Annotated in this window: 22 protein-coding genes; 9 read left to right on the top strand and 13 right to left on the bottom strand. The window is 66.7% G+C overall.

Features of this window, described 5'->3' with window-relative positions; translation table 11 throughout:
• Positions 1–36: 36 nt before the first annotated feature.
• A complete protein-coding gene (locus tag ACSQ3Y_RS18640; protein ID WP_436178424.1) occupies positions 37–1,017 on the top strand; it encodes a Bug family tripartite tricarboxylate transporter substrate binding protein in 981 nt (326 codons plus the stop codon).
• Between the two features lie 8 nt (positions 1,018–1,025).
• Here ACSQ3Y_RS18640 and ACSQ3Y_RS18635 read toward each other — a convergent pair whose 3' ends face one another.
• Positions 1,026–2,057 carry an SDR family oxidoreductase gene (locus ACSQ3Y_RS18635; protein WP_436178423.1) on the bottom strand — a complete coding sequence of 344 codons (1,032 nt, stop codon included), beginning with the start codon at positions 2,055–2,057 and terminating at the stop codon, positions 1,026–1,028.
• A 12-nt stretch (positions 2,058–2,069) separates the two neighbouring features.
• Positions 2,070–2,285 (bottom strand): hypothetical protein, encoded by a 216-nt coding sequence (locus ACSQ3Y_RS18630; RefSeq protein WP_057204401.1) that lies wholly within the window; start codon positions 2,283–2,285, stop codon positions 2,070–2,072.
• 311 nt (positions 2,286–2,596) lie between these two features.
• On the opposite strand from ACSQ3Y_RS18630, the gene ACSQ3Y_RS18625 reads away from it, so the two are divergent.
• Positions 2,597–3,019 (top strand): Fur family transcriptional regulator, encoded by a 423-nt coding sequence (locus ACSQ3Y_RS18625; RefSeq protein ID WP_436178422.1) that lies wholly within the window; start codon positions 2,597–2,599, stop codon positions 3,017–3,019.
• A gap of 6 nt (positions 3,020–3,025) precedes the next feature.
• Here ACSQ3Y_RS18625 and ACSQ3Y_RS18620 read toward each other — a convergent pair whose 3' ends face one another.
• Genes ACSQ3Y_RS18620 through ACSQ3Y_RS18605 form a run of 4 tightly spaced genes read right to left on the bottom strand, consistent with a single transcriptional unit; the run spans position 3,026 to position 7,745 of the window.
• Positions 3,026–4,210, bottom strand: a complete 1,185-nt coding sequence (locus tag ACSQ3Y_RS18620; RefSeq protein ID WP_436178421.1) for a lipid-transfer protein — start codon at positions 4,208–4,210, stop codon at positions 3,026–3,028.
• Positions 4,211–4,221: 11 nt separating this feature from the next.
• Complete coding sequence (locus ACSQ3Y_RS18615; protein WP_436178420.1) at positions 4,222–5,766, bottom strand: AMP-binding protein; 1,545 nt, start codon at positions 5,764–5,766, stop codon at positions 4,222–4,224.
• 12 nt (positions 5,767–5,778) lie between these two features.
• Positions 5,779–6,915, bottom strand: a complete 1,137-nt coding sequence (locus ACSQ3Y_RS18610; protein ID WP_436178419.1) for a DUF5938 domain-containing protein — start codon at positions 6,913–6,915, stop codon at positions 5,779–5,781.
• Positions 6,916–6,938: 23 nt separating this feature from the next.
• A complete protein-coding gene (locus tag ACSQ3Y_RS18605; RefSeq protein ID WP_057204391.1) occupies positions 6,939–7,745 on the bottom strand; it encodes an SDR family NAD(P)-dependent oxidoreductase in 807 nt (268 codons plus the stop codon).
• Positions 7,746–7,940: 195 nt separating this feature from the next.
• On the opposite strand from ACSQ3Y_RS18605, the gene ACSQ3Y_RS18600 reads away from it, so the two are divergent.
• The 7 genes from ACSQ3Y_RS18600 to ACSQ3Y_RS18570 all read left to right on the top strand — a co-directional run bounded on the left by ACSQ3Y_RS18600 (position 7,941) and on the right by ACSQ3Y_RS18570 (position 16,709).
• A complete protein-coding gene (locus ACSQ3Y_RS18600; protein WP_436178418.1) occupies positions 7,941–8,606 on the top strand; it encodes a TetR/AcrR family transcriptional regulator in 666 nt (221 codons plus the stop codon).
• A gap of 161 nt (positions 8,607–8,767) precedes the next feature.
• Positions 8,768–9,706 (top strand): hydroxymethylglutaryl-CoA lyase, encoded by a 939-nt coding sequence (locus tag ACSQ3Y_RS18595; protein WP_436178417.1) that lies wholly within the window; start codon positions 8,768–8,770, stop codon positions 9,704–9,706.
• Entirely contained in the window at positions 9,699–10,901 is a 1,203-nt protein-coding gene (locus tag ACSQ3Y_RS18590; protein ID WP_436178416.1) for a CaiB/BaiF CoA transferase family protein, read from the top strand. The genes ACSQ3Y_RS18595 and ACSQ3Y_RS18590 overlap by 8 nt, the downstream gene beginning before the upstream one ends.
• 117 nt (positions 10,902–11,018) lie before the next feature.
• Positions 11,019–11,549, top strand: coding sequence for a molybdopterin-dependent oxidoreductase (locus tag ACSQ3Y_RS18585; RefSeq protein WP_305745646.1), 531 nt, complete (start codon positions 11,019–11,021; stop codon positions 11,547–11,549).
• Between the two features lie 13 nt (positions 11,550–11,562).
• Positions 11,563–14,586, top strand: coding sequence for a response regulator (locus ACSQ3Y_RS18580; RefSeq protein ID WP_436178415.1), 3,024 nt, complete (start codon positions 11,563–11,565; stop codon positions 14,584–14,586).
• Positions 14,583–15,773 carry a response regulator gene (locus tag ACSQ3Y_RS18575; RefSeq protein ID WP_436178414.1) on the top strand — a complete coding sequence of 397 codons (1,191 nt, stop codon included), beginning with the start codon at positions 14,583–14,585 and terminating at the stop codon, positions 15,771–15,773. Before ACSQ3Y_RS18580 ends, ACSQ3Y_RS18575 begins: the two co-directional genes overlap by 4 nt.
• Positions 15,774–15,776: 3 nt before the next feature.
• Positions 15,777–16,709: a response regulator gene (locus ACSQ3Y_RS18570; protein WP_436178413.1), complete on the top strand. Its 933-nt coding sequence runs from the start codon at positions 15,777–15,779 to the stop codon at positions 16,707–16,709.
• A 10-nt stretch (positions 16,710–16,719) separates the two neighbouring features.
• Here the strand turns inward: ACSQ3Y_RS18570 and bioB are convergent, their stop codons facing one another.
• The 7 genes from bioB to ACSQ3Y_RS18535 all read right to left on the bottom strand — a co-directional run bounded on the left by bioB (position 16,720) and on the right by ACSQ3Y_RS18535 (position 23,914).
• Positions 16,720–17,745 (bottom strand): biotin synthase BioB, encoded by a 1,026-nt coding sequence (gene bioB / locus ACSQ3Y_RS18565; protein ID WP_436178412.1) that lies wholly within the window; start codon positions 17,743–17,745, stop codon positions 16,720–16,722.
• 331 nt (positions 17,746–18,076) lie between these two features.
• A complete protein-coding gene (locus ACSQ3Y_RS18560; RefSeq protein ID WP_436178411.1) occupies positions 18,077–18,466 on the bottom strand; it encodes a phosphopantetheine adenylyltransferase in 390 nt (129 codons plus the stop codon).
• Positions 18,467–18,560: 94 nt separating this feature from the next.
• Positions 18,561–18,905 carry a hypothetical protein gene (locus ACSQ3Y_RS18555; protein ID WP_436178410.1) on the bottom strand — a complete coding sequence of 115 codons (345 nt, stop codon included), beginning with the start codon at positions 18,903–18,905 and terminating at the stop codon, positions 18,561–18,563.
• Positions 18,906–18,928: 23 nt separating this feature from the next.
• Entirely contained in the window at positions 18,929–19,402 is a 474-nt protein-coding gene (locus ACSQ3Y_RS18550) for a VOC family protein (protein ID WP_436178409.1), read from the bottom strand.
• 30 nt (positions 19,403–19,432) lie between these two features.
• Positions 19,433–20,260, bottom strand: a complete 828-nt coding sequence (locus tag ACSQ3Y_RS18545) for a YdcF family protein (RefSeq protein ID WP_436178408.1) — start codon at positions 20,258–20,260, stop codon at positions 19,433–19,435.
• Between the two features lie 19 nt (positions 20,261–20,279).
• Entirely contained in the window at positions 20,280–22,328 is a 2,049-nt protein-coding gene (locus ACSQ3Y_RS18540) for an acetyl-CoA carboxylase biotin carboxylase subunit (RefSeq protein WP_436178407.1), read from the bottom strand.
• A gap of 53 nt (positions 22,329–22,381) precedes the next feature.
• Positions 22,382–23,914 (bottom strand): acyl-CoA carboxylase subunit beta, encoded by a 1,533-nt coding sequence (locus tag ACSQ3Y_RS18535; protein ID WP_057204367.1) that lies wholly within the window; start codon positions 23,912–23,914, stop codon positions 22,382–22,384.
• Positions 23,915–23,925 lie beyond the last annotated feature (11 nt).

Genomic DNA, 23,925 nt, shown 5'->3' with positions numbered 1-23,925 from the left:
TAACCATGGGTAACCCAATTCACCCACAGGGATACCATGGACACGATGATTTTGAAGAAGGTCCGGACCGTTGTTTCAGTGCATGTGCTGGCCCTGTCCAGCATGGCGGCCTGGGCGCAGGACTACCCGTGGAAGGCCATCACCCTGGTGGTGGGCTACCCGGCAGGCGGCAGCGTGGACCTGGTGGCACGGGCCATTGCGCCCGGCCTGTCGCGCCGGCTGGGCCAGCCGGTGAACGTGGAGAACATCCCTGGCACCAGCGGAGCGCTGGCCGCGGCCCGGGTGGCCCTGGCCGAGCCGGACGGGCACACACTGCTGCTGGGCTCGCCCGCCGAGGTGGGCATCAACCACCTGGTGAGCCGCCGGCGCGACGGCTACAACCCGCTCAAGGACTCCACGCCCATCGGCCTTATCGGCAGCCAGCCGCTGGTGCTGGTGGCCGGCAGGAAGACGCCGGTGGCCAGCATCGAGGAATTCCTGCGCGCCACGGCCGAGGCGCCCGCGCCCATGCGCTATGCCTCGTCGGGCATGGGTACACCGCTGCACCTGGCGGGCGAGACCATTCGCCAGCAATCAGGGGTGCGCATGGCGCATGTGCCTTCGCGCGGTGCCGGTGCCATGCTCGCGAATCTGGACAGCGGCGACGTGGACTTTGCGGTGATGGTGCTTTCCAGCGCCCTGCCCCATATCAAGGACGGCAAGGTCAAGGCCATTGGCGTGACAAAGCTGGAGCGCTCTGCGGCGGCGCCCCAGATCCCGGCCCTGGCAGAGAATGCGCGGTTCAAGGGGGTCGATGCAGGTGTCTGGTTCGGCCTGCTGGGCCCCGGCAAGCTGCCGCCGGCCACCACCACCCGGTTGCGCGAGGACTTGCAGCAGTTGCTCAAGGAGCCCGAACTGCGCAAGACGCTCGAAGCCGCGGGCTTGACCATGATGGAAGGCACGGATTTCGTGCCCTTCCTGCAGGCTGAGATCCAGAAGTTCAGGCGCGTGGTGGAGTTCGCGAACATCCGCAATTGAGCGGAGCCTTAGCCCCCGTCGCCTGCATTGCCGGTGATGGGCAAAACGATGCCGGTGATGTAACTCGAGCAGCACGGCGCGGCCAGGAACACATAGGCCGGCGAAATCTCCTCGGGCTGGGCGGGCCGCCCCATCTGCGTGCTGGCACCGAACTGGGCGATGTCCTCGGGCGTCTTGTCGGCCGGGTTCAGCGGTGTCCATACCGGCCCTGGGGCCACGGCGTTCACGCGGATGCCCTTGTCGGCCAGGTTGTGCGCCAGGGCTTTGGTGAAGGCGTGGATGGCGCCCTTGGTGGCCGAATAGTCGAGCAACTCCTTGCTGCCGCGCAGGCCTGTGACGGAACCGGTGTTGATGATGGCATCGCCCCGGTTGAGGTGCGGCAGCGCAGCCTTGGCCATGTGGAAGTAACCGTAGATGTTGGTCCTGAAGGTCTCGTCGAAACGCTCTTCGGTCAGGTCTTCGAGCGAGCTGGCATGCTCCTGGAAGGCCGCATTGTTCACCAGCAGGTTGAGCTTGCCAAAGGCCTTGACGGTCTTGGCAACGGCACCTTTGCAAAAGCGTGCGCTTTTCACGTCGCCGGAGATGGCGACGCAGCGCCGGCCTTCCGCCTTCACCAGTTCGATGGTGCGCTTCGCATCTTCGTGCTCGTTGAGGTAGACGATGGCCACGTCGGCGCCCTCGCGCGCGAACAGCACGGCCACGGCCCGACCGATGCCCGAGTCGCCGCCCGTGATGAGGGCCGACATGCCTTCGAGCTTGCCACTGCCCTTGTAGTGCGGGGCCTCGAAGCGCGGAGGCAGCGCCATGCGCGCCTCGATGCCGGGCTTGGCCAGCGGCTGGCTGGGCAACGGACTGCCTGGTTCAGTGCGACCAGGGCCCGGAGCCAGGGTTTTCTTCTTCGGTTGAGCCAGCTTCTTGCTTGTAGATGCCTTCGCTTTCGAAGCGTCCTTGGCGTCCTGCTCGGCCTGGATGCGCTTTTGCTTCTTGGCGGTCTGCTCTGTAGCGGCGCTATTGCGCGGGGATGCGGGGGCTTTTTTCATGGCACCGCCTGCCTACTTGAGCCACTTGCGCTGTGGCCGGGGCTGTACAGTCACCTCGACGGTCTTGTGCACGCCTGGTTGACCGGTGGCAGGGTCGGTTTCGACAACGTCTTCGAGATCGATGTCCTGCACTTCCGAGTGGGTCTCATCCTCCAGGTCTTCCAGGATGTTGTCGATCTTGCGTTCGGCCTTGTCGACTTCGGCTTTGGGGAGCGGTGTGGTGCGCATGGGCTACTCCTAAGGGGAATGCACCATTCTTGCCAGCCCACCGCCGCCCGCCTGTCATCCATTGCCGACGATGGGCCGCCTTTCTATGCCGACACCAGCGCTTCAGAAATCGATGAGCAGGCACTGGAAGACCCAGTCAAAATTCGACACTCACAAAAGATAATGAATTTTCTTCATTATTAATAGTGACCGAGTGGAAATATGCTGCTGCCTTGTATTCAGGGAGTTGCCGTGCGTGGCACAGGCGTGCACCTGAGGTTTCCCTGATAATTGGTTATCAACAACAAGCCCTGCAGCACCGACCCCACCCCATGGAACGATCCACCCGGCAACGCACCGCCATCCTGGCGGCCATTGCAGACGCCCAACGCCCCCTCACGCCCCAGGAGGTGCTGGAGAGCGCACGCGAAGCCGTGCAGGGGCTGGGCATGGCCACGGTCTACCGCAACATCAAGGCGCTGCTGGAGGATGGATCGCTGCAGGCCGTGCACCTGCCGGGCGAAAGCCCGAGGTACGAAGCCGCCGAGCACGACCATGGCCACCACCACCACTTTCAGTGCACGGCGTGCTCGCGCGTGTTCGACGTGCACAACTGCCCCGGCGACCTGCGTGACCTGGCGCCCAAGGGTTTCACGGTGGAGCGGCACGAACTGACCTTGTACGGCCGCTGCGCCGATTGCGCAAAGGCAGCAGCCGCCCCGAAGCCCCGGGGCAAGGCCGCCGCTACGGCCTGACCGGCTTCAGGCGGACTGGTAGAGCGTGACCACGCAGGCCCCGCCCAGGCCCAGGTTGTGCTGCAGCGCCGAGCGTGCGCCGGGCACCTGCCGTTCCTGCGCGCTGCCGCGCAACTGGTGCGTGAGCTCGTAGCACTGGGCCAGTCCCGTGGAACCGAGCGGATGGCCCTTGGATAGCAGCCCACCCGAAGGGTTGGTGACCACCCTGCCGCCATAGGTGTTGTCGCCCGCATCGATGAAGGCGGCTGCACCGCCCGGCGGGCACAGGCCCAGGGCCTCGTAGCTGATGAGCTCGTTCTGCGCAAAGCAGTCGTGCAGTTCCACCACGTCCAGGTCTTCGGGGCCGATGCCGGCCTGCTCATATACCTTGTGCGCTGCCGCTGCCGTCATGCCGTAGCCCACCAGGTTCATCATGTCGTGGCTGTCGAAGGCATCGGGCCGGTCGGTGGTCATGGCCTGGGCGGCAATGAACACGTCGGAGCGCAAGCCGTGGCGTCTGGCAAAGGCTTCGGAAACCAGCACCGTTGCCGCCGCGCCGCAGGTCGGCGGGCAGGCCATCAGCCGGGTGAGCACGCCGGGCCAGAGCATGGGCGCGCTCATCACGTCCTGCACCGACAGCTCCTTGCGCAGCAGAGCCAGCGGGTTGCGCGCGGCGTGGCGGCTGGCCTTGGCGCGCACCTTGGCAAAAGATTCGAGCGGCGTGCCGTACTTGTGCATATGGCTCTGCCCTGCCCCGCCAAAGTAGCGCAGCGCCAGGGGCAACTCGGGCATGCCGACCAGCTCGGCAGCCTCGCGGTCGAAGTCCTCGAAGGGGCTGGGCCGGTCATTGAACACGGTGCCGAGGGCGCCCGGGCTCATCTGTTCGAAGCCCAGGGCCAGCACGCATTCGGCCGCGCCGCTCGCTATGGCCTGGCGCGCGAGGAACAGTGCCGTGGAGCCGGTCGAGCAGTTGTTGTTGACGTTGAAGACCGGAATGCCGGTCATGCCCAGGCCATAGACGGCCTTCTGGCCGCTGGTGGAATCGCCGTAGACGTAGCCGACATAAGCCTGTTCGATGGCGCCGTAGGCGATGCCCGCGTCTTCCAGCGCGAGCCGGCCGGCCCGCCCCGCCATCACGGGATAGGGCTCGTTGGCGCCCGGTTTGACGAACGGGATCATGCCCACGCCCGCGATGAATGCCTTGTGTGACATGTTGGCGTTCCTCAGGTTAGCGCTGGCCGCGCCAGCATCGTGGCGCGGATGTCCTTCTTCATCACCTTGCCCACCTTGGAGCGCGGCAGGTCTGGCCAGATCTCCACCAGCTTGGGCGCCTTCACGCTGCCGATGCGCGCCTTGACGAAGGCCATGATGTCCTCGGGCTGCACCGCACGGCCGGCATGCAGCTGCAGCACGGCCACCACCTTCTCGCCCCACTTGTCGTCGGGCAGGCCGATGACGGCGCTGTCCTGCACGTCGGGGTGCTGCATCAGGGTCTGCTCTACCTCGACCGAGTAGACGTTGAAGCCGCCGGTGATGATCATGTCCTTGGCGCGGTCCACAATGAACAGGTAGCCGTCGGCATCCACCCGTCCGATGTCGCCCGTGTGGTGCCAGCCGCCCTGCCCTGCCTCGGCTGTGGCCTTGGTATCCTTGTAGTAGCCCATCATCACCAGCGAGCTGCGCACCACGATCTCGCCGGTCTCGCCTGCAACAAGCACCTTGCCGTCGGCATCCATGGTCGCCACCTGCACCAGCGGGCCGGGCCGGCCGGCGCTGGACAGGCGCTCACGCGCCACCGATCCGTCGGCGTGAAAGTGATCGCGCGGTGCCATCATGGAGATCATCATCGGCGCCTCGGTCTGCCCAAAGAGCTGGGCCATCACCGGGCCGATGGCCGTGAGCGCTTCTTCGAGCCGCGCCGCCGAGATCGGTGCCGCCCCGTACCAGAAGCACTGCAGCGAATCGAGCTTCGTGCTGGCCAGCTTCTCGTGCTGCAGCAGCATGTAGATCAGCGTGGGCGGCAGGAAGGTGTGCGTCACCCGATGCCGTTCGATCAATGCGAGGAAGTCGCCCAGGTCGGGCTTGGGCATGATGACCACACGCCCACCCAGAGCCATCACCGGCAGGCACAGCACCCCGGCCGCGTGGGTCAGCGGTGCCAGCGCCAGGTAGACCGGCCGGCCATCGAACGGGTAGCCCATCAGGGTCAGCGCAGACATGGTCTCCAGGTTGCGGCCCGAGAGCATGACGCCCTTGGGCTGGCCTGTGGTGCCGCCGGTGCCGGCGATCATCGCCAGGTCGTCCACGGGGGCGATGGCGATGGGCTCGTCGCCCACGCCCTCCACCCACTGCGCCCAGGAGGGTGCCCACCCGAATGTCGCATCCAGGCAGACGAACTGGCGCACCTTGGGCAGTTGCGCGCGCATCTGCTCCACCATCGGCGCATAGGCGCTGTGGAAGATGAGGCAGCTGCAGTCGAAGGCGTCAAGCACAAAGCGGTTTTCGGACGCCTCGTTGCGCGGGTTCACCGGGCACCACACGGCACCTGCGCGCGAGATGCCGAACACACAGGCAAAAGCCAGGGCGTCGTTGCTGGAGAGCACCGCCACCTTGTCGCCCGGCGCGATGCCCGAGCGCTGCAGCGCGCGCGCCACGCGGTGGCTGGTGCGCTGCACCTCGCCGTACGAGAGGTCGGCCGTGCCCATGGTCAGGCACGGCGACCCTTCGCCCAGCATGGCCCCCTTGTCGAGGTAGTCGATCAGGCGCATGGCGGGGCCCGCTCAGCGGTGCACCGTGAGCACCGGCGGCTGCACCAGGCCGAAGCTGCGCAGCGCGCCCAGCAGTTCGTGGTGGCCAAAGGCCTGGCAGCCCGAGGCAAAGCCTACGCGCCGGGGCGCCTGCTGCAGCAGCGAGGCGGCAGCAAAGGCCTGCATCAGCCCCGTCTGCTTGTAGTTGCAGTTGCCGAAAATCACGCAGTGCGCCCGCGCCAGCGGCCCCGAGGCATGCACCGAATCCACCGACTTGTTGATGCGCGGGTTCTCGCGCGGCGGCATGGAGCCCATGACGGCGGCGGCCGTCTGTGCCAGGGCGGCGTAGCGGTCCTCTTCGTTCATGCCCTCGGTGGCCTTGAGCGCGGCGGCCACGATCTGCGGCACGCCCAGCATCAGCGGCTTGTTGAACACCCCGCCCAGCACCTTGACGTTGGCCACGCGCGGGTCCTTCTTGAACCACACGGGGTGCGAGGTGCCGCCCCAGGGCAATGCCAGTGCCGCCTCGTGCTGGCCCGGAATGGCCAGGCTGTACAGGCCGGCGTCAGGCTGCCACTCCACGTACTGGTTCTGCTCCAGGTAGTAGGCCTTGGACGTGGCGGCGTTGACCAGGATGGTCTGGGTGGAGGCCACCGTGGGGCTGCCGCCCCAGAACACCGCGATGTCCAGGGTATCGAGCCCAGGGGTCTCCAGGCACAGCTGCGCAGCGATCTCGCCCGTGGTGTACATCTGCGCCAGGCCCGGGGACAGCAGCAGGCCGGCGGCGGCGAACTGTGCACCGTACTCGGCCTCCAGTGTGATCAGCCAGTCCTGCTCGCCCGTGGTGTCGGTGTAGTGGCATTTCGCGGCCAGGCAGGCCTGCACCACCTCGTGGCCGAACTTGGCGAACGGCCCCACGGTGTTGAGCACGACCGAGGCGCCCTCGAACAGCGCCGTGAGCGCCTCCCGCGTATGCGCCACCTCGACCACCTCGTAGCTGGCGGTTTCGATGCCGGGCACGTGCGATTGCATCGCCTCGTCGAGCTTGTCCTTGCTGCGGCCGGCCGCGATGAAGGGGATGTTGTACTCGCGCAGGTACTCGCAGACCAGCCGGCCGGTGTAGCCGGAGGCGCCGTAGACCACGACGGGTTTCTTGGTGTTGTTGGCCATGTTGTTGTCTCCTGGTGTGCTGCTCACATGCCCATGCCGCCGTCGACCGGCAAGCCGGCGCCGTTGATGAAGCGCGCAGCGTCGGAACACAGGAAGACCACGGCATCGGCCATGTCGGCCACCTCGCCCAGGCGGCCCGAGGGCGTCTGCTCGATGATGGCGCCCACGGCGGCCTCGGGCGACGCGAACAGGCCGGCGGCCACCACGTCGGCGGCCAGCTTCATGCCCATCTCGGTGGGCACCAGGCCGGGGTAGATGCAGTTCACACGCACGCCGTAGCCGAGCTTGCCCGACTCCATGGCGGCCACGCGGGTGAGCCGGTCCACGGCCGACTTGGTGGCCGAGTAGCCGGCGATCGCCGGGAAGGCAATGGTGGCGGCGACCGAAGAGATGTTGACCACCGCCCCGCCCTTGCCTGCAGCGCCGTCCGGGCGCATGGTCCGGAAGGCGTGCTTGAGGCCCAGTGCCGTGCCCACGATGTTCACGTCGAGCATGCGGCGCAACGCATCGGGCTCGATCTCGGTCACCAGGGCCGTGACCTCGATGCCGGCGTTGTTGATGAGGATGTCGAAGCCGCCCAATGTATCGACCGTGGCCTGCACGGCGGCGGCCCAGTCGGCCTCCTGCGTCACGTCGAGCTTCACGAAGCCGGCCTTGGCCCCGCCGGTCACCGGCAGCTTGCCTGCCGCCTCCTGGCCCAGCGACGTGAGCACGTCGCCAATCATCACCGAGGCCCCGGCGGCAGCGAGTGCCTGGGCCATGCCTTCACCGAGGCCGCGCGCGCCGCCGGTGACCAGGGCCTTGCGGCCGGTCAAATCGAACTTCGTCATTGTCTTGTCTCCTGATGGATAGGTAGAGATCGCTGATTCGCAGATCGTGTTCTTCGAGGAACGGGATTGATTCTGGGAATCGACTTGACAACTGTCAAGACATTTTCTTGACAGTTGTCATAAATTCAATCGACCTGCCGCAGCCCATGCATGAAAAGATATGGCGGAGTGCCCGGCGCTGCCTACAATGGCGCGATGGAAAGAGCACCCCGCCGTGACAAATACGCCGAACGCCGCGCCGAACTGGGCGAAGCCGCGCTGCAGACGCTGGCCGAACTGGGCTATGCCCGCACCAGCCTGCGCGAGATCGCACAGAACTCCGCCTTCTCGCACGGCGTGCTGCACTACTACTTCACCGACAAGCTCGACCTCATCCTGTGCAGCGTGCGCCAGTACAAGGCGCGCTGCGTGACGCGCTATGACGAGGTGACGAACAACTCCACGACCTTCGGTGAGCTGGTCGATGGCTTCGTGGCGGTGCTGGGCGAGACGGTGCGCAGCGAAGCCCCCATGCACCGGCTCTGGTACGACATCCGTTCGCAGTCGCTGTTCGAGGACGCGCTGCGCGCCGATGTGGAAGCCATCGACAAGAGCCTGGCGAACATGGTCTGGCGCGTGCTCACGCGCATGTCCGAACTGGCCGGCCTGCCGGTGCGCGCGCCCATCGACCTCACCTACGCCATGTTCGACGGCGTCTTCCAGCAGTGCCTGCTGCGGCACATGGCTGGCGATGCCAAGGCCATACCGGTCATGCAGGGCCATGTGCGCCTGCTGGTGGAGCAACTGATCGGTGTGCCTGCCGCTGCGGCAGCACCTGCCAAGGCCATTCGCAAGCGCAAGCCGGCCGCAATCGCCGCGTAGCGCCTCCATCCGACCCCGGGGGGCATCCATGGAAAGCCGTTCTGTTCTGCAGAACGGCTTTTTTGTTTGCGGGCGAATGCTTGACCCTGCTGCTGATGGTCCTCATAATTTCATAAGACAGATTAAAGTTCTTTCTTATAGAACAACACAGGAGACCCTCAGTGCCCCATGCTTTCGATGTTCTGATCAGCGAGGTCGGCCCGCGCGACGGCCTGCAGTCCGTGAAGGCGACCATGCCCACGGCCGACAAGCTGCGCTGGATCGATGCGCTCTACGCCGCAGGCGTGCGCGAGATAGAGGTCGCCTCCTTCGTGCCCGCCCGGCTGCTGCCGCAGATGGCCGATGCGGCCGAGGTGGTGCGCCACGCCATCACCCTGCCCGGCCTCACGGTGATGGCCTTGGTGCCCAACCGCAAGGGCGCGCAGGCGGCGCTGGATGCGGGGGTGCACAAGCTCACCATGCCCGTATCCGCCAGCGCCGCCCATTCGCTGGCCAATGTGCGCAAGACGCGCGAGGAGATGGTCGAGGAGGTGCGCGCCATATCGGACCTGCGCCGCGACCTGGCGCCCCACGTGAAGCTGGAGGCCGGTATCTCCACCGCCTTCGGCTGCACCCTGCAGGGCCTGGTGCCCGAGGACGAGGTGATCTGGCTTGCGGCCCAGTGCGTGCAGGCCGGTGCCGACGAATCGGGCCTGTCCGACACCGTGGGCTATGCCAACCCGGCGCAGGTGCGCCGGCTGTTCAAGCGCCTGCGTGCCGAACTGGGTGACAAGGCCGGCGCCGCGCACATGCACAACACCCGCGGCCTGGGCCTGGCGAACTGCCTGGCGGCCTACGAGGAAGGGGTGCGCACCTTCGATGCCTCGCTGGGTGGGCTGGGCGGCTGCCCCTATGCGCCCGGTGCCTCGGGCAACGTGGTCACGGAGGACCTGGTGTTCATGTTCGAGGCCAGCGGCATCACCACCGGCATCGACCTGCAGCGGCTGATGCAGGCGCGCGCCCCGCTGCTGGCCGGCCTGCCCGGCGAGCCCGTGTACGGCATGACCCCCGAGGCCGGCCTGCCCAAGGGCTTCGTGCAGCAGGGAGCCCGCCATGTCTGAGGCCCTGCAGAACGACAAGCCCCTGCCCTACGCCGGCATGCGCGTGGTGGAGTTCACCCACATGGTCATGGGCCCCACCTGCGGCATGGTGCTGGCCGACCTGGGCGCCGAGGTGATCAAGGTCGAGCCCATCGAGGGCGACAGCACGCGCCACCTGCTGGGCTCGGGCGCGGGGTTCTTCCCGACCTTCAACCGCAACAAGAAGAGCATTGCGCTCGACCTCAAGAAACCCGAGGGCATCGAGGCCGCGCTGCGCCTGATCGCCACGGCCGACATCGTGAGCGAGAACTTCAAGCCCGGCACCATGGCCAAGCTGGGGCTGGACTACGCCTCGCTGCGCAAGCTCAACCCGCGCCTGATCTACGTGAGCCACAAGGGCTTTCTGCCCGGCCCCTACGAGCAGCGCACCGCCCTGGACGAGGTGGTGCAGATGATGGGCGGCCTGGCCTACATGACCGGACGCCCGGGCGACCCGCTGCGCGCGGGCACCAGCGTCAACGACATCATGGGTGGCATGTTCGGTGCCATCGGTGCCATGGCCGCACTGCGCCAGCGCGAGCTGACCGGCGAGGGCTCGGAGGTGCAGTCGGCGCTGTTCGAGAACAACGTCTTCCTGGTGGCGCAGCACATGATGCAGTTCGCCAGCACCGGCAAGGCGGCCAACCCCATGCCCAGCCGCATCTCGGCCTGGGCCATCTACGACGTGTTCACGGTGAAGGACGGCGCGCAGATCTTCCTGGCCGCCGTGAGCGACAAGCAGTGGGCCATCTTCTGCGAGGCCCTGGGCCTCGCCGACCTGCTGACCGACCCGCGCCTGAAAACCAACAACGACCGCGTGCAGGCGCGCGATTGGCTGATGCCCCAGCTGCGCTCGCACCTGTCAGGGCGCAGCGCAGAGGAGCTGGCGGCCATCTTCGAGGCGAACGAACTGCCATTCGCCCCGATCACCAAGCCCGAGGAACTGTTCGACGACCCGCACCTCAACCAAAGCGGGGGCCTGGCACCCATCCGCCTGAACAACGGCACCGAATCCAAGGTGCCGCTGCTGCCCCTCACCCTGGGCGGCATGCGCCCCGGCGTGCGTTTGCAGCCGCCGCGCGCGGGCGAGCACACGGCTGCGCTGCTGCAGGAGGTGGGCTACTCGGACGCCGAAGTGGCCGCCCTGCGGGCGCAGGGTGCCGTGGCCGGCGACTGACAGACAAGGCCACGGCACGCGTGCGCTGCCGGCGGTCATTTTGGGAGTGCATGAATGCGCGCCGGCTGTTATAACTCCACCTAGAAACGGCCGCAAAGGCTGGCGAGGGGGAACACCATGACCGATGCGAAGGGGGCCACTGGCCCATTGTCACGCTTGGCAGCAGGCGTTCTGGTGGCGGCGTGCACGCTTTTCCATGCCCAGGCGCAGACGCTGGAGAAGCCCGCAGGGCCTGTGGTGCTGACCATCCAGGGCAGCGTCAGCAAAGCCAACCATGGTGAGAAGGCGCAGTTCGACATGAAGATGCTCGAAAAGCTGCCCCAGAAGAGCTTTACCACCCAGACCCCCTGGTACCCCAAACCCGTCACCTTCACCGGGCCGCTGCTGCGCGATGTGCTCGCGGCTGCGGGCGCCAAGGGCAGCAAGATCACGGCGGTGGCGCTCAACGACTACAAGACCGAGATCCCGTTCGACGATGCCACGCGCCACGATGTGATCGTGGCCCGGCTCATGAACGACCGCGCCATGCCGATCCGGGAGAAGGGCCCGCTCTTCATTGTCTTCCCCTTCGATACCAAGGCCGAATTGCGTACCGAGCTGTACTACAACCGTTCTGCCTGGCAGCTCAGCACCCTGCAGATCAAGTAGCAGTCTGCTGCCCATGCTGCGCAGCAAGCACCTCCTGCCCCTGATCATCGCCAGCCTGGTGGTGGTCTACGTGTCCATTGCGGCCGTCCAGTACCACCAGTACCGCAGCGTCGAAGCCGTGATGCGCCGGGGCGACGTGAACGCCCTGTGGTCCTTCCTCCAGCTCAATGTGGAGCATGAACGGCTGGACCACGCGCTGCACCAGTACGAATTCGACCCCGAAAGCACCTCGATGGATGCGCTGCAGCTGCGCTACGACCTGTTCCTGAGCCGCTTCAGTGCGCTGGAAAGCGGCACCGCGCGCACCCTCATGCAGAGCGAACCGATCTATGCCAAGGCCCTGGCAGAGCTGCAAGAATTCGTCGAGGCCGGCGACAGCTATTTTGGCCTGGCCGCCGACGTACGTACCAGTCAGGCCAACATGCGGCTGCTGCGCGAGCGCCTGGTCGATCTGCGCGCAACGGTGCAGGAGCTGTCGCTCAACGCCTCGCGCATTTCCGCGCTGCTGGGCGACCAGCGCAACGCCGAGGTTCAGCACCAGACCCTCTTGACCACGGGCCTCACGGCCTTCCAGGCGGTGCTGACCTTTCTGCTGGCCGTGGCCATGGGCCGGCAGTTCCTCAAGCGCGAAAAAGCCAAGACGCTGGCCCTGGCCGCCCAGGCCGAGCTGGTGGAGGCCTTGAAGCGCAGCGAAGAGGTGCTCGAAGCCCGGGTGGTCCAGCGCACCGAGGAGCTGGAGCAGGCCAATGCCACCCTGCGCGAGCACGAGGACGAGCTGGAGGTGGCCCGCGCCCGTGCCGAAGACGCATCTCAGATGAAGTCGGACTTTCTGGCCAACATGAGCCACGAGATCCGCACCCCCATGAACGCCGTGATCGGCATGAGCCACCTGGCCCTTACCACCGACCTGTCGCCGCGCCAGCGCGACTATGTCGAGAAGATCCAGCGCTCGGGCCAACACCTGTTGGGGCTGATCAACGACATCCTCGACTTCAGCAAGATCGAGGCCGGCAAGCTGGAGGTGGAAACCGTCGATTTCGGGCTGCGCGGGGTGCTGGACAACGTGGCCAACCTGATCGGCGACAAGTGCTCCGCCAAGGGCCTGGAGCTGATGTTCGACGTGGACCCAGCCCTGCCGGATGACCTGCTGGGCGACCCGCTGCGCCTGGGCCAGATCCTCGTGAACTATGGCAACAATGCCGTGAAGTTCACCGACACCGGCGAGATCGTGGTGCGCGTGCTCGAAGTGGCGCGCGATGCCGATGGCCTGCTGCTGCGCTTTGAGGTGCAGGACACGGGCATCGGCCTCACGCCCGAGCAGCAGTCGCGGTTGTTCCGCTCGTTCGAGCAGGCCGACACCTCCACCACCCGCAAGTACGGCGGCACCGGGCTGGGGCTGGCCATTTCCAAGAAGCTGGCGGGCCTGATGGGCGGCGAGGTGGGCGTGGACAGCACGCCCGGCCAGGGCAGCAGCTTCTGGTTCACCGCCCGGGTGGGCCTGGGCACGCCCTCGGGGCGCCCGCTCATGCCCGAGCCCGACCTGCGCGGGCGCCGCGTGCTGGTGGTGGACGACAGCGAACAGGCACGCCAGATCCTCTCGGGCCTGCTGGCCAGCATGAGCTTTGCCGTGACCACGGCCGCCTCGGGCGAAGAAGCCATTGCCGCGGCACGCGATGCAGACGCGGCCGGCCTGCCCTGCGAGATCGCGTTTCTCGACTGGAGAATGCCGGGCCTGGATGGCTTTCAGACCGCCGCCCAGTTGGCCCTGCTGCCCCACCCGCCGGTACCGGTGATCGTCACCGCGCATGGCCGCGAAGAAGTGTTCCGCGAGCTGGAGAAGGCCGGCATTGCCCTGATGCTGACCAAGCCGGTCAGCCCGTCCCAGCTGTTCGACACCGCCATCCGCGCGCTGGGAGGGGTGCAGGATGCCGGCCCGACCGACCGCGCAGCGTTGCACCGGACCCGTGCGACCGACCTCGGCCCCATCCGTGGCGCCCGGGTGCTGCTGGTGGACGACAACGACCTGAACCAGCAGGTGGGCGCCGACCTGCTGGGCGACGCCGGGCTGGTGGTGGAGGTGGCCGAGAACGGCCAGGTGGCGCTGGACATGCTGCAGCAGCGCGCCGCCTACGACATCGTGCTCATGGACATGCAGATGCCGGTGATGGATGGCCTGACTGCCACGCGCCACATCCGCGAGAACCCCGACTGGCACAAGCTGCCCGTGCTGGCCATGACGGCCAATGCCATGAGCGGCGACCGCGACAGCTGCCTGGCCGCCGGCATGAACGGCCATGTGGCCAAGCCCATCGACCCCGATGAGCTGTTTTCGCAGCTCCTGCAGTGGGTGCCTGCGCGGGCCGGGGCCCCGGCCCTGGCTCCCGCTGTGTCCGTATCGGCGGAGCCTGCCCTCGCCCTCGAAGCCCTGACGCGCATCGAGGGGCTGGACGCAGCCGCCGGCTTGCGCCGGGTGCTGGGCAAGCCCGCTGCCTACGAAAGCCTGCTGCGCAAGTTCGTGGCTGGCCAGGCGGCCGCAGCGCAGAACACCAGCGCCCTCCTTGCTGCCGGCCAGCGTCAGGATGCCTTGCGCGCCATGCACACCCTCAAGGGGACTGCGGGCACCATCGGCGCCGCGCCCCTGGCCCAATTGGCCGAGGTGGTGGAGCACGCGATTGCGGCCGATGCCGATGTCCAGGTGGTGAGCACGCTGCTGGAGCCGGTGGACACGGCCTGTCAGGCCCTGGTGGCAGCGTTGCGCAGCGCACTGCCCACGGAGGAGGCCGCGGCCCAGCAGGCACCGGTGGACGCCGCAGAGGCGCAGCAATTGCTCGCGCGCCTGGAGGCACTGCTGGCGGACGACGATTCGGACGCCGTGGAACTGTTCAAGGACTCGGCCCCCGCCCTCAAGGCCTTGCTTGGCCCCGTCTACGGCGAGATGAAGCGCGCGCTGGACAGCTACATCTTCACCGACGCACTGGCGCTGCTGCGTGCAGCCCCCCTGCCCGGCCCCGCGATACAAGGAGGACCCACGTCATGAGCAATCCCATGGAAACGAGCGGCAAATGCACCGTGCTGGTGGTGGACGACATGCCCGACAACCTGTCGGTGATGAGCGGCCTGCTGCGCCCGGACTACAAGGTCAAGCTGGCCAACAGCGGCGAGCGGGCCCTGCAGATCGTTGCGGGCGATGGCAAGCCCGACCTGATCCTGCTGGACATCATGATGCCCGAGATGGACGGCTACGAGGTGCTGCGCCGCCTGCAGTTCAACCCCGAGACCGAGGACATCCCGGTCATCTTCCTCACGGCTATGAGCGCATCGGACGACGAGACGGTGGGCCTGGAGCTCGGTGCGGTGGACTACATCACCAAGCCCATCAACCCGGCCATCACCCTGGCGCGGGTGCGCAACCACCTGCTGCTCAAGCGCGCGCGCGACCTGCTGGCCCGCCAGAACCAGTACCTGGAGGAAGAAGTGGCCCGGCGCACGCGCGAGGTGGTGGAGCTGCAGGACGGCACCATCCGCGCCATGGCCTCGCTGGCGGAAACGCGCGACAACGAGACCGGCAACCACATCCGCCGCACCCAGCACTACGTGGAAGTGCTGGCGCGCAAGCTGCAGCACCATCCGCGCTTCAGCGAGGAGCTCACCGAGGCGGCGATCGAGATGATCTTCAAGTCGGCGCCCCTGCACGACATCGGCAAGGTGGGCATCCCGGACCGCATTCTGCTCAAGCCGGGCAAGCTCACGCCCGAAGAGTTCGAGATCATGAAGACCCACACCACACTGGGGCGCGATGCCATCGTGGCCGCGGAGCGCGAGGCCTCGCAGACCAACCCTTTCTTCCGCTACGCCAAGGAGATCGCCTACAGCCACCAGGAAAAGTGGGATGGTTCGGGCTACCCCGAGGGGCTGGTGGGCAACACCATTCCCCTGTCCGCACGCTTGATGGCCGTGGCCGATGTGTACGACGCGCTGATCTCCGTGCGCGTCTACAAGGAGGCGTTTCCCCACGATGTGGCCGTGGAAATCATCCGCGATGGCCGGGGCAGCCATTTCGATCCCGACATGGTGGATGCCTTCCTGGCGCTGTCCGAGGAATTTCGCGACATCGCCCAGCGCTTTGCCGATGGCGAGCAGGCGCTGCACGCCCGAGTGGACCGCATGGCCACGGACCTGCCCGCCGAGCACATCGAACTGACCGCACAAGACACCCCATCCTGAGGCATGCATCCTTCCAAGACCACCGTGCTGCTGGCCGAAGGCGCCAGCGCCATGCGCCAGGCCCTGGCCAGCCAGCTGCAGACCTTCGGCTTCGGCCAGGTGCTGCAAGCCCGTGACGGCACACGCGCCCTGCAGATGCTGCGCGCCGAACCCGTGCACGTGGTGATCTGCGACCTGGACATGCAGGGCATGGACGGCCTCACCATGCTCGAAGCCATGCGCGCCGACCCCAAGCTGGCCGGCCTGCCCTTCATCCTGATGTCGGGCGGGCTGGACCGCGACTCGGCCGCCCGGGCGATCCGGCTGGGCATCGGCGACCTGCTGGTCAAGCCCTTCACCGTGCGGCGGCTCATCGAGCGCATGCAGCGCGTGCTGCAGCGCGACGCGCAGGCACTGGTCTCCGCGCTGGCCCCACCGCCGCTGGAGCCCGTGCCCGAGCCCTCGGCCAGCGAACCCGAACGCGCCACCATCCTGGTGGTGGACGACACGCCCGACAACCTGCAACTGGTGGCCGGCCTGTTCCGCGACCGCTTCAAGGTCAAGATCGCGCACAACGGCGAGAAGGCCCTGTCCATCTGCCAGTCCGACGCGCCGCCGGACCTGATATTGCTCGACGTGATGATGCCCGGCATGGACGGCTTCGAGGTGGCGCGCCGCCTGCGCGAGCACCATGCCTCGGAATGCACCCCCATCATCTTCGTCACCGCGATGACAGACGAAGCCTCACGCCACCAGGGCCTGAGCCTGGGCGCCATCGACTACGTCTTCAAGCCCATCGAACCCGAGTTGCTGCGCCTGCGGGTCAGCAACCTCATGTACTACGTGGAGCACCGCAAGCAGCTGCAGAAGGATTTTGACCAGATGCACGAGAACAGCCGGCTGCAGGCGGAGGTGGAGCGGTTGCGGGCGGAGGTGAAAGGCCTGCGCGGCGGTTGAATGGGTGAGGTCAGGAAGGCGTGCGGCACGCCTGGCCGGTAGCGTTGAGCCCCAGCTTGCCCAGCAGCTGCACATCAGCCTCCACATCCGGGTTCCCCGTCACCAGCAGCTTGTCGCCATAGAAGATCGAATTGGCCCCGGCCATAAAGCACAGGGCCTGCACGGCCTCTCCCATCTGCTGGCGCCCGGCCGACAGGCGCACGCGGGCGCGCGGCATGGTGATGCGGGCCACGGCGATCATGCGCACGAAGTCCAATGGGTCGATGGGCTCGCTGTCGGCCAGCGGCGTGCCGGGCACGCGCACCAGGCTGTTGATGGGCACGGACTCGGGGTAGGGGTTGAGGTTGGCCAACTGGGCAATGAGCCCGGCGCGGTGAACGGGCGCCTCGCCCATGCCCACGATGCCGCCGCAGCACACGCTGATGCCGGCGCTGCGCACGTGCTGCAGGGTGTCGAGCCGGTCCTGGTAGGCGCGGGTGCTCACCACGTCGGTGTAGTACTCGGGGGCGGTATCGAGGTTGTGGTTGTAGTAGTCCAGCCCCGCGTCCTTGAGTGCCAGGGCCTGGTGCGATTCGAGCATGCCCAGGGTGGCGCAGGTCTGCAGGCCCAGGCCCTTGACGGCACCGATCAGCTCGCTCACCTTTTCGATGTCGCGGTCCTTGGGGGCGCGCCAGGCGGCCCCCATGCAAAAGCGCGTGGCGCCCGCGTCCTTGGCGGCCTGGGCGGCGCGCAGCACTTCGTCAACCGCCATCAGCTTCTCGGCCTTCACGCCGGTGTCGAACTCGGCCGCCTGCGGGCAGTAGCCGCAGTTTTCGGGGCAGCCACCGGTCTTCACCGAGAGCAGCGTGGCCAGCTCGATGTCGCCCTGGGGCCAGTGCTGGCGGTGCACGGTCTGGGCCTCGAACAGCAGGTCCATCAAGGGCTTGTCGAGCAGCGCCTGGATGGCCGCGACTGTCCATTCGCCACGCACCACCGGTGCGGAGACGGGGCGGTGCAGCTGGATCGGCTGGGGGGCGGAAAGTGCGGTGTTCACCATGGGTTCGGTCCTTTCATCAAGCGGATCAGGTGCCACACAAGGCGCCACCCCTGTACCTGTGGGAGCGAAGCCTCATGTTGCTATCACCATGATTTTGAATGAGGTTTTGGTTCAAATGCACCCTCATGGGTCACAAAAAGTGCCACTAAATTCTCGCGAACAACGTCGCTCATTTGCCCATGCATGAAGAGCGGCGAAGCCAGCAATTGGCAGATGTAGGTTGCATATTGAAGGCACTCGGAAATTCGTTGTCAGAACATGCCGCCTATGTTCAGCTTCGGCATCCAACACCCATGGCAGGGCATGCCGCATGCCTAGACGTTAGTGCAAGTTAGCGCGTTCCTGGCGCACGTTCGGCCAGCGCCAGAGCGCCCGCACCGGCCGCCAGGCACAGCAAGGCCAGCACATCTGCCACGACCACGCGCTGCAGGTGGGCGTTGAACCCGCCGGTGGACCAGGCCAGCCAGAGAAAGGAAACGACGCTGAAGCCCCCGAGGACCAGCGCCAGCCACTGCAAAGCGGGCTTGAACGCGGCCAGCACGCACACGCCACCCACGATGCCGAACAGCACGGCGCGGTGGCGCATCAGGATCAGAGCGCTTGGGTCGGAAGGCGCAGCCCCGTACAGGCGGGCCAGGTGCTCCGGCCCGAGCACGCCCGACAAGGGGATCAGATGGATGACGCCCACGACCAGCAAGGCCAAGGTGGTGAGGATACGCATGGGGCACAACTCCAGAAAGGGACGGAATGTCCCCGTTGTATCCCCCATCGGCATGTGGATCCATGACCCGCCAGGTCATGGGCGCACTGCTGGGTCAGCGCTTGAGCAGTTTCTCCAGCGCCTGGCGGATGGCGCCCGGCTTGTCCGCCGTGACCTCGAAGGCCGCGCAACTCGGGGCGCGCTCCACCTCGGGGCCCCGTGCGCCCGTCTGCGAGAACAGGCGTTCGCAGTCGCAGCGCAGCCGGGCCAGGGTCTGCCGGGTGCGGCGGTTCTTCACCTCGGCCACCCAGCAGCTGTCGGCGCAGCCGCAGGAGCGGTATTCCAGCGTTTCGCCAGGGTGCCCCCAGTCGAGTGGGTAGGTGCCTGTGCCACCCGCAGCCCAGAGAGTGGGACTTACCAGCGCAAACAGCAGCGCTGCTGCACTCCGGGCTCGCCCCATGAAGGCCATCGTCTACGGCAGGATCAGCCCAGTGCGGCGATCACTTCGGCCGGCGCCTGAACCAGCTCGATCAGCACGCCCTCGCCCGCAATCGGGAATTCGTCGTTGCTCTTGGGGTGCAAAAAGGTGATGTCATAGCCCGCAGCCCCCTTGCGGATGCCGCCCGGCGCAAAGCGCACGCCCTTGGCGGTGAGCCATTCCACCGCTTTTGGCAGGTCGTCGATCCACAGGCCGATGTGGTTGAGCGGCGTGGTGTGCACGGCGGGCTTCTTGTCGATGTCGAGCGGTTGCATGAGGTCCACCTCGACCTTCCAGGCGCCCTGCCCCATGGCCAGAATGTCCTCGTCCACGTTCTCGCGCTCGCTCTGGAAGGTGCCCGTCTGCGTGAGGCCCAGCATGTCCACCCACAGGGTCTTCATGCGCGCCTTGTCGGTGCCGCCGATGGCGACCTGCTGGATGCCCAGGACTTTGAAGGGGCGGGAGACGGCGGTATTCATGGCAGATCTTTCAAGAACAAGGGAATGGTTTCAGACTTCACCGAGGATCCAGCTGCTGGCCGTGGCAAAGTATTCGCGCAGCCAGGCGTTGTAGCGCAGGTAGAGCGGCGTGGGGGCCCCCGCCACCACGGATTGCGTGTAACCGATCTTGCGGGCGATGCGCTGGGCACGCACGGTGTGGAAGTCGCTGGTGACCACGGCCATGGGGCTGGTGAGTCCCAGGCCCTTGGCCTGCAGCAGCGGCAGGCTGTAGCGCAGGTTCAGCTCGGTGCTGGTACTGCGCTCTTCCTGCAGGATGCGCTCGGCGGCCATGCCCTGGGCGCGCAGGTAGTCGCCCATGATGCGGCCTTCGCTCGCGGTTTCGCCGAAATCCACCCCGCCCGAAACCACGACCCAGGCGGCGGGATGGGCGGCGGCCAGCTCGCGCGCCTTGTCCAGCCGCGCCCGCAAGGCCGGCGAGGGCTGGCCGTTGGGCGTGCCGCTGCCCAGCACGATGATGGCCTTCAGGGGCACATCGCCCGCCGCAGCGTTGAAAGCCTGCACTTGGCCGGCCAGCGCATTCCAGAACAGGGCGACGCTGGCAACCCAGGCCAGAAACAGCAGCCAGCCCGCGCGCCACGCGCGCCGCGTCCACCCTGCCCGGCCCAACCGGGCCTGCAGCGGGTGCCAGCCCCAGGTGAGCATGCACAGGGCCAGCCCCAATGCGCCGGGCACGGTGACGCCCATCGAGAACAAGCCCATGGACATCAGCACCAGGCCATCGGCCAGCAGCACGGCGCCCGCCAGCAGGCAGGCCAGGCGCAGCAGCGGCCAGCGCTCGCGTGGTCTGCTCGACCACTCATCCACCGTCACGAACACGGTTATGCGCGCCCTGGGTTCACACGAATTCCAGGATGACCTGGTCCACGGCCAGCGATTCGCCCTTGCCGGCGACGATCTTGCCCACCACGCCATCCTGCGCGGCAAAGAGGATGTTCTCCATCTTCATGGCCTCAATCACGGCCAGCTTCTCGCCAGCCTGCACCTTCTGGCCGGGCTGCACGGCCACGTCCACCAGCAAGCCGGGCATGGGCGAAAGCAAAAAGCGGCTCAGGTCCGGCGGCGCCTTGAAGGGCATGAGCTGGTGCAGGCGCGCACCCAGCGGCGAAAGCACCAGTGCATCGATCTGCGTGCCGTTGTGCGCGATGCGCAGCGCCAGCGGGTTCTTGCCCGGGCCGCGCTCGACCTGGGCGGTGAAGCCCAGGCCATTGCACTGCCCCTGCACGCGCACCTGGCCCAGCGTGGCCGAGCTGCTGATCTTGTAGCTCTTGTCTTCCACCATCACCGCGCTGGAGCCGGACTTGTCCTCGAAGTCCGTGACGGACACGGCGTGGTGCACGTTCTGGCCTTCGGCGCCCAGCGTGACCACGACGAACTGCTCTCCCACCTTGACCTCGTGGCCCGCCAACTGACCGCTGATGCCCGAGGCGCGCGCGCGGTAGCGCCGGTTCATGTAGGCGGCCAGCGCCATCAGGAACAGCGGGTCTTCGTGCGGCACGTCCTCGGCGGCAAAACCCTGGCTGTAGTTCTCGGCAATGAAACCGGTGTTGAAGTCGCCCGAGACGAACTTCGGGTGCGCCAGCAGCGCCGCCTGGAAAGGGATATTGCTGCTGATGCCGCGGATCACGAAGCCGTTGAGCGCCGCGCGCATCTTGTGGATGGCGTCGTCGCGGTCGGTGCCGTGCACGATGAGCTTGGCGATCATCGAGTCGTAGAACATGGGGATCTCGCCGCCCTCGTACACGCCGGTGTCCACGCGCACGCCCAGCTTCTTGCTGGTGTCGGACTGGAACATGGTTTCCTCCGGCGGCTGAAAGCGCACCAGGCGCCCCGTGCTCGGCAGGAAGTTGCGGAACGGGTCTTCGGCGTTGATGCGGCACTCGATGGCCCAGCCGTCGCGCTTCACGTCGGCCTGGGTCAGCGGCAGCGGCTCGCCGGCGGCCACGCGGATCATCAGCTCCACCAGGTCCAGGCCGGTGATGCACTCCGTCACCGGGTGCTCCACCTGCAGGCGGGTGTTCATCTCCAGGAAGTAGAAGTCCTGGTCCTTGCCGACCACGAACTCCACCGTGCCGGCGCTCTGGTACTTCACGGCCTTGGCCAGTTGCACCGCCTGCTCGCCCATGGCCTTGCGCGTGGCATCGGTGATGAAGGGCGAAGGCGCCTCTTCGATCACCTTCTGGTGGCGGCGCTGGATGGAGCACTCGCGCTCGTTCAGGTAGATCACGTTGCCCTGGCTGTCGCCCAGCACCTGGATCTCGATGTGGCGCGGCTGCTGCACGAACTTCTCGATGAAGATGCGGTCGTCGCCAAAGCTGTTGCGTGCCTCGTTCTGGCAACTGGTGAAGCCCTCGAAGGCCTCCTTGTCGTTGAACGCCACGCGCAAGCCCTTGCCGCCGCCGCCGGCCGAGGCCTTGATCATGACGGGGTAGCCGATGCCCTTGGCGATCTCCACCGCCTGCTCGGGGCCGCTGATGGCGTCGTTGTAGCCCGGGATGGTGTTGACCTTGGCCTCGTTGGCCAACTTCTTGGAGGCAATCTTGTCGCCCATGGCGGCAATCGAATGCGCCTTGGGGCCGATGAAGGCGATGCCCTCGTCCTCGCAACGCTTGGCAAAAGCCTCGTTCTCCGACAGGAAGCCGTAGCCCGGGTGGATGGCCTGCGCGCCGGTCTGTTTGGCCGCCGCAATGATCCTGTCGGCCAGCAGGTAGCTTTCGCGGCTCGGCGCCGCGCCGATGCGCACGGCCTCGTCGGCCAGCTTCACGTGGCGCGCCTCCCTGTCGGCGTCGGAGTACACAGCCACGGTGGCAATGCCCATTTTCTTCGCCGTAGCGATGACCCGGCACGCGATTTCGCCGCGGTTGGCGATCAGTATTTTGGTGAACATGGTGAGTTTTCTTTTCTAGGACGACGACCTGGAACTGTTGGTGGCAGTACCGCTCACAGAGGGATGTTGCCGTGCTTGCGCCAGGGGTTCTCGAGCTTCTTGTCGCGCAGCATGACCAGGCTGCGGCAGATGCGCTTGCGCGTTTCGTGCGGCAGGATCACGTCGTCGATGAAGCCGCGCGCGCTGGCCACGAAGGGGTTGGCAAAGCGCTCCTTGTACTCGGCCTCGCGGGCTGCCAGCTTCACCGGGTCGTTCTTGTCCTCGCGGAAGATGATCTCCACCGCGCCCTTGGCGCCCATCACGGCGATCTCGGCGTTGGGCCAGGCCAGGTTCACGTCGCCGCGCAGGTGCTTTGAGCTCATCACGTCGTAGGCGCCGCCATAGGCCTTGCGCGTGATGACGGTGATCTTGGGCACCGTGCATTCGGCGTACGCATACAGCAGCTTGGCGCCGTGCTTGATGATGCCGCCGTACTCCTGGCTGGTGCCGGGCATGAAGCCGGGCACGTCCACGAAGGTGACCACGGGGATGTTGAAGGCATCGCAAAAGCGCACGAAGCGCGCGGCCTTGATGGAGCTCTTGATATCGAGGCACCCTGCCAGCACCAGCGGCTGGTTGGCGACGATGCCCACGGTCTGGCCTTCCATGCGCGCCAGGCCGATCACGATGTTCTTGGCGTAGTCGGGCTGCAGCTCGAAGAAGTCGCCGTCGTCCACCACCTTGGCGATCAGCTCCTTCATGTCGTAGGGTTTGTTGGCGTTCTCGGGCACAAGGGTGTCGAGGCTGCGGTCCATGCGGTCGGCCGGGTCGTTGCTGGGGCGCACGGGCGCCTTCTCGCGGTTGTTCAGCGGCAGGTAGTTGTACAGGCGGCGCAGCATCATCAGCGCCTCCACGTCGTTCTCGAAGGCCATGTCGGCCACGCCGCTGCGCGTGGTGTGGGTGCCGGCGCCGCCCAGCTCCTCGGCCGTGACTTCCTCGTGCGTCACGGTCTTGACCACCTCGGGGCCGGTCACGAACATGTAGCTCGAATCCTTGACCATGAAGATGAAGTCCGTCATGGCCGGCGAGTACACGGCGCCGCCGGCGCAGGGGCCCATGATCATGCTGATCTGCGGGATCACGCCGCTGGCCAGCACGTTCTTCTGGAACACGTCGGCATAGCCGCCCAGCGAGGCCACGCCCTCCTGGATGCGCGCGCCGCCCGAGTCGTTGATGCCGATGACCGGGGCGCCGACCTTCATGGCCTGGTCCATCACCTTGCAGATCTTCTCGGCATGCGTCTCGCTCAGGGCACCGCCGAAGACGGTGAAGTCCTGGCTGAAGACGAACACCAGGCGGCCATTGATCATGCCGTAGCCGGTGACCACGCCATCGCCGGGGATCTTGTTGTCCTCCATGCCGAAGTCGGTGCAGCGGTGCTCGACGAACATGTCCCACTCTTCGAAGGTGTTGTCGTCCAGCAGCAGCTCGATGCGCTCGCGCGCCGTGAGCTTGCCCTTGGCGTGCTGCGCATCGATGCGCTTTTGCCCGCCGCCCAGGCGCGCCAGGGCGCGCTTCTTCTCCAGTTGCTCCAGGATGTCTTGCATGGTCGCTCTTT

This window comes from Acidovorax sp. LjRoot66, from assembly GCF_964253305.1.
In the GTDB taxonomy this organism is placed as follows: Bacteria; Pseudomonadota; Gammaproteobacteria; order Burkholderiales; family Burkholderiaceae_C; genus Acidovorax.
The sequence above is the reverse complement of the archived record's forward strand: the minus strand, read 5'-3'. Positions and strand labels throughout refer to the sequence as shown.

Excerpts from the sequence above, each read along its gene's own strand:
- ACSQ3Y_RS18620 (WP_436178421.1), bottom strand. The coding sequence starts at position 4,210 with ATGTCACACAAGGCATTCATCGCGGGCGTGGGCATGATCCCGTTCGTC.
- ACSQ3Y_RS18615 (WP_436178420.1), bottom strand. The coding sequence starts at position 5,766 with ATGCGCCTGATCGACTACCTCGACAAGGGGGCCATGCTGGGCGAAGGG.
- bioB (WP_436178412.1), bottom strand. The coding sequence starts at position 17,745 with ATGGTGAACACCGCACTTTCCGCCCCCCAGCCGATCCAGCTGCACCGC.
- ACSQ3Y_RS18605 (WP_057204391.1), bottom strand. The coding sequence starts at position 7,745 with ATGACGAAGTTCGATTTGACCGGCCGCAAGGCCCTGGTCACCGGCGGC.
- ACSQ3Y_RS18570 (WP_436178413.1), top strand. The coding sequence starts at position 15,777 with ATGCATCCTTCCAAGACCACCGTGCTGCTGGCCGAAGGCGCCAGCGCC.
- ACSQ3Y_RS18640 (WP_436178424.1), top strand. The coding sequence starts at position 37 with ATGGACACGATGATTTTGAAGAAGGTCCGGACCGTTGTTTCAGTGCAT.
- ACSQ3Y_RS18560 (WP_436178411.1), bottom strand. The coding sequence starts at position 18,466 with ATGCGTATCCTCACCACCTTGGCCTTGCTGGTCGTGGGCGTCATCCAT.
- ACSQ3Y_RS18600 (WP_436178418.1), top strand. The coding sequence starts at position 7,941 with ATGGAAAGAGCACCCCGCCGTGACAAATACGCCGAACGCCGCGCCGAA.
- ACSQ3Y_RS18610 (WP_436178419.1), bottom strand. The coding sequence starts at position 6,915 with ATGGCCAACAACACCAAGAAACCCGTCGTGGTCTACGGCGCCTCCGGC.
- ACSQ3Y_RS18550 (WP_436178409.1), bottom strand. The coding sequence starts at position 19,402 with ATGAATACCGCCGTCTCCCGCCCCTTCAAAGTCCTGGGCATCCAGCAG.
- ACSQ3Y_RS18580 (WP_436178415.1), top strand. The coding sequence starts at position 11,563 with ATGCTGCGCAGCAAGCACCTCCTGCCCCTGATCATCGCCAGCCTGGTG.
- ACSQ3Y_RS18540 (WP_436178407.1), bottom strand. The coding sequence starts at position 22,328 with ATGTTCACCAAAATACTGATCGCCAACCGCGGCGAAATCGCGTGCCGG.
- ACSQ3Y_RS18590 (WP_436178416.1), top strand. The coding sequence starts at position 9,699 with ATGTCTGAGGCCCTGCAGAACGACAAGCCCCTGCCCTACGCCGGCATG.
- ACSQ3Y_RS18625 (WP_436178422.1), top strand. The coding sequence starts at position 2,597 with ATGGAACGATCCACCCGGCAACGCACCGCCATCCTGGCGGCCATTGCA.
- ACSQ3Y_RS18635 (WP_436178423.1), bottom strand. The coding sequence starts at position 2,057 with ATGAAAAAAGCCCCCGCATCCCCGCGCAATAGCGCCGCTACAGAGCAG.
- ACSQ3Y_RS18535 (WP_057204367.1), bottom strand. The coding sequence starts at position 23,914 with ATGCAAGACATCCTGGAGCAACTGGAGAAGAAGCGCGCCCTGGCGCGC.
- ACSQ3Y_RS18585 (WP_305745646.1), top strand. The coding sequence starts at position 11,019 with ATGACCGATGCGAAGGGGGCCACTGGCCCATTGTCACGCTTGGCAGCA.
- ACSQ3Y_RS18630 (WP_057204401.1), bottom strand. The coding sequence starts at position 2,285 with ATGCGCACCACACCGCTCCCCAAAGCCGAAGTCGACAAGGCCGAACGC.
- ACSQ3Y_RS18555 (WP_436178410.1), bottom strand. The coding sequence starts at position 18,905 with ATGGGGCGAGCCCGGAGTGCAGCAGCGCTGCTGTTTGCGCTGGTAAGT.
- ACSQ3Y_RS18575 (WP_436178414.1), top strand. The coding sequence starts at position 14,583 with ATGAGCAATCCCATGGAAACGAGCGGCAAATGCACCGTGCTGGTGGTG.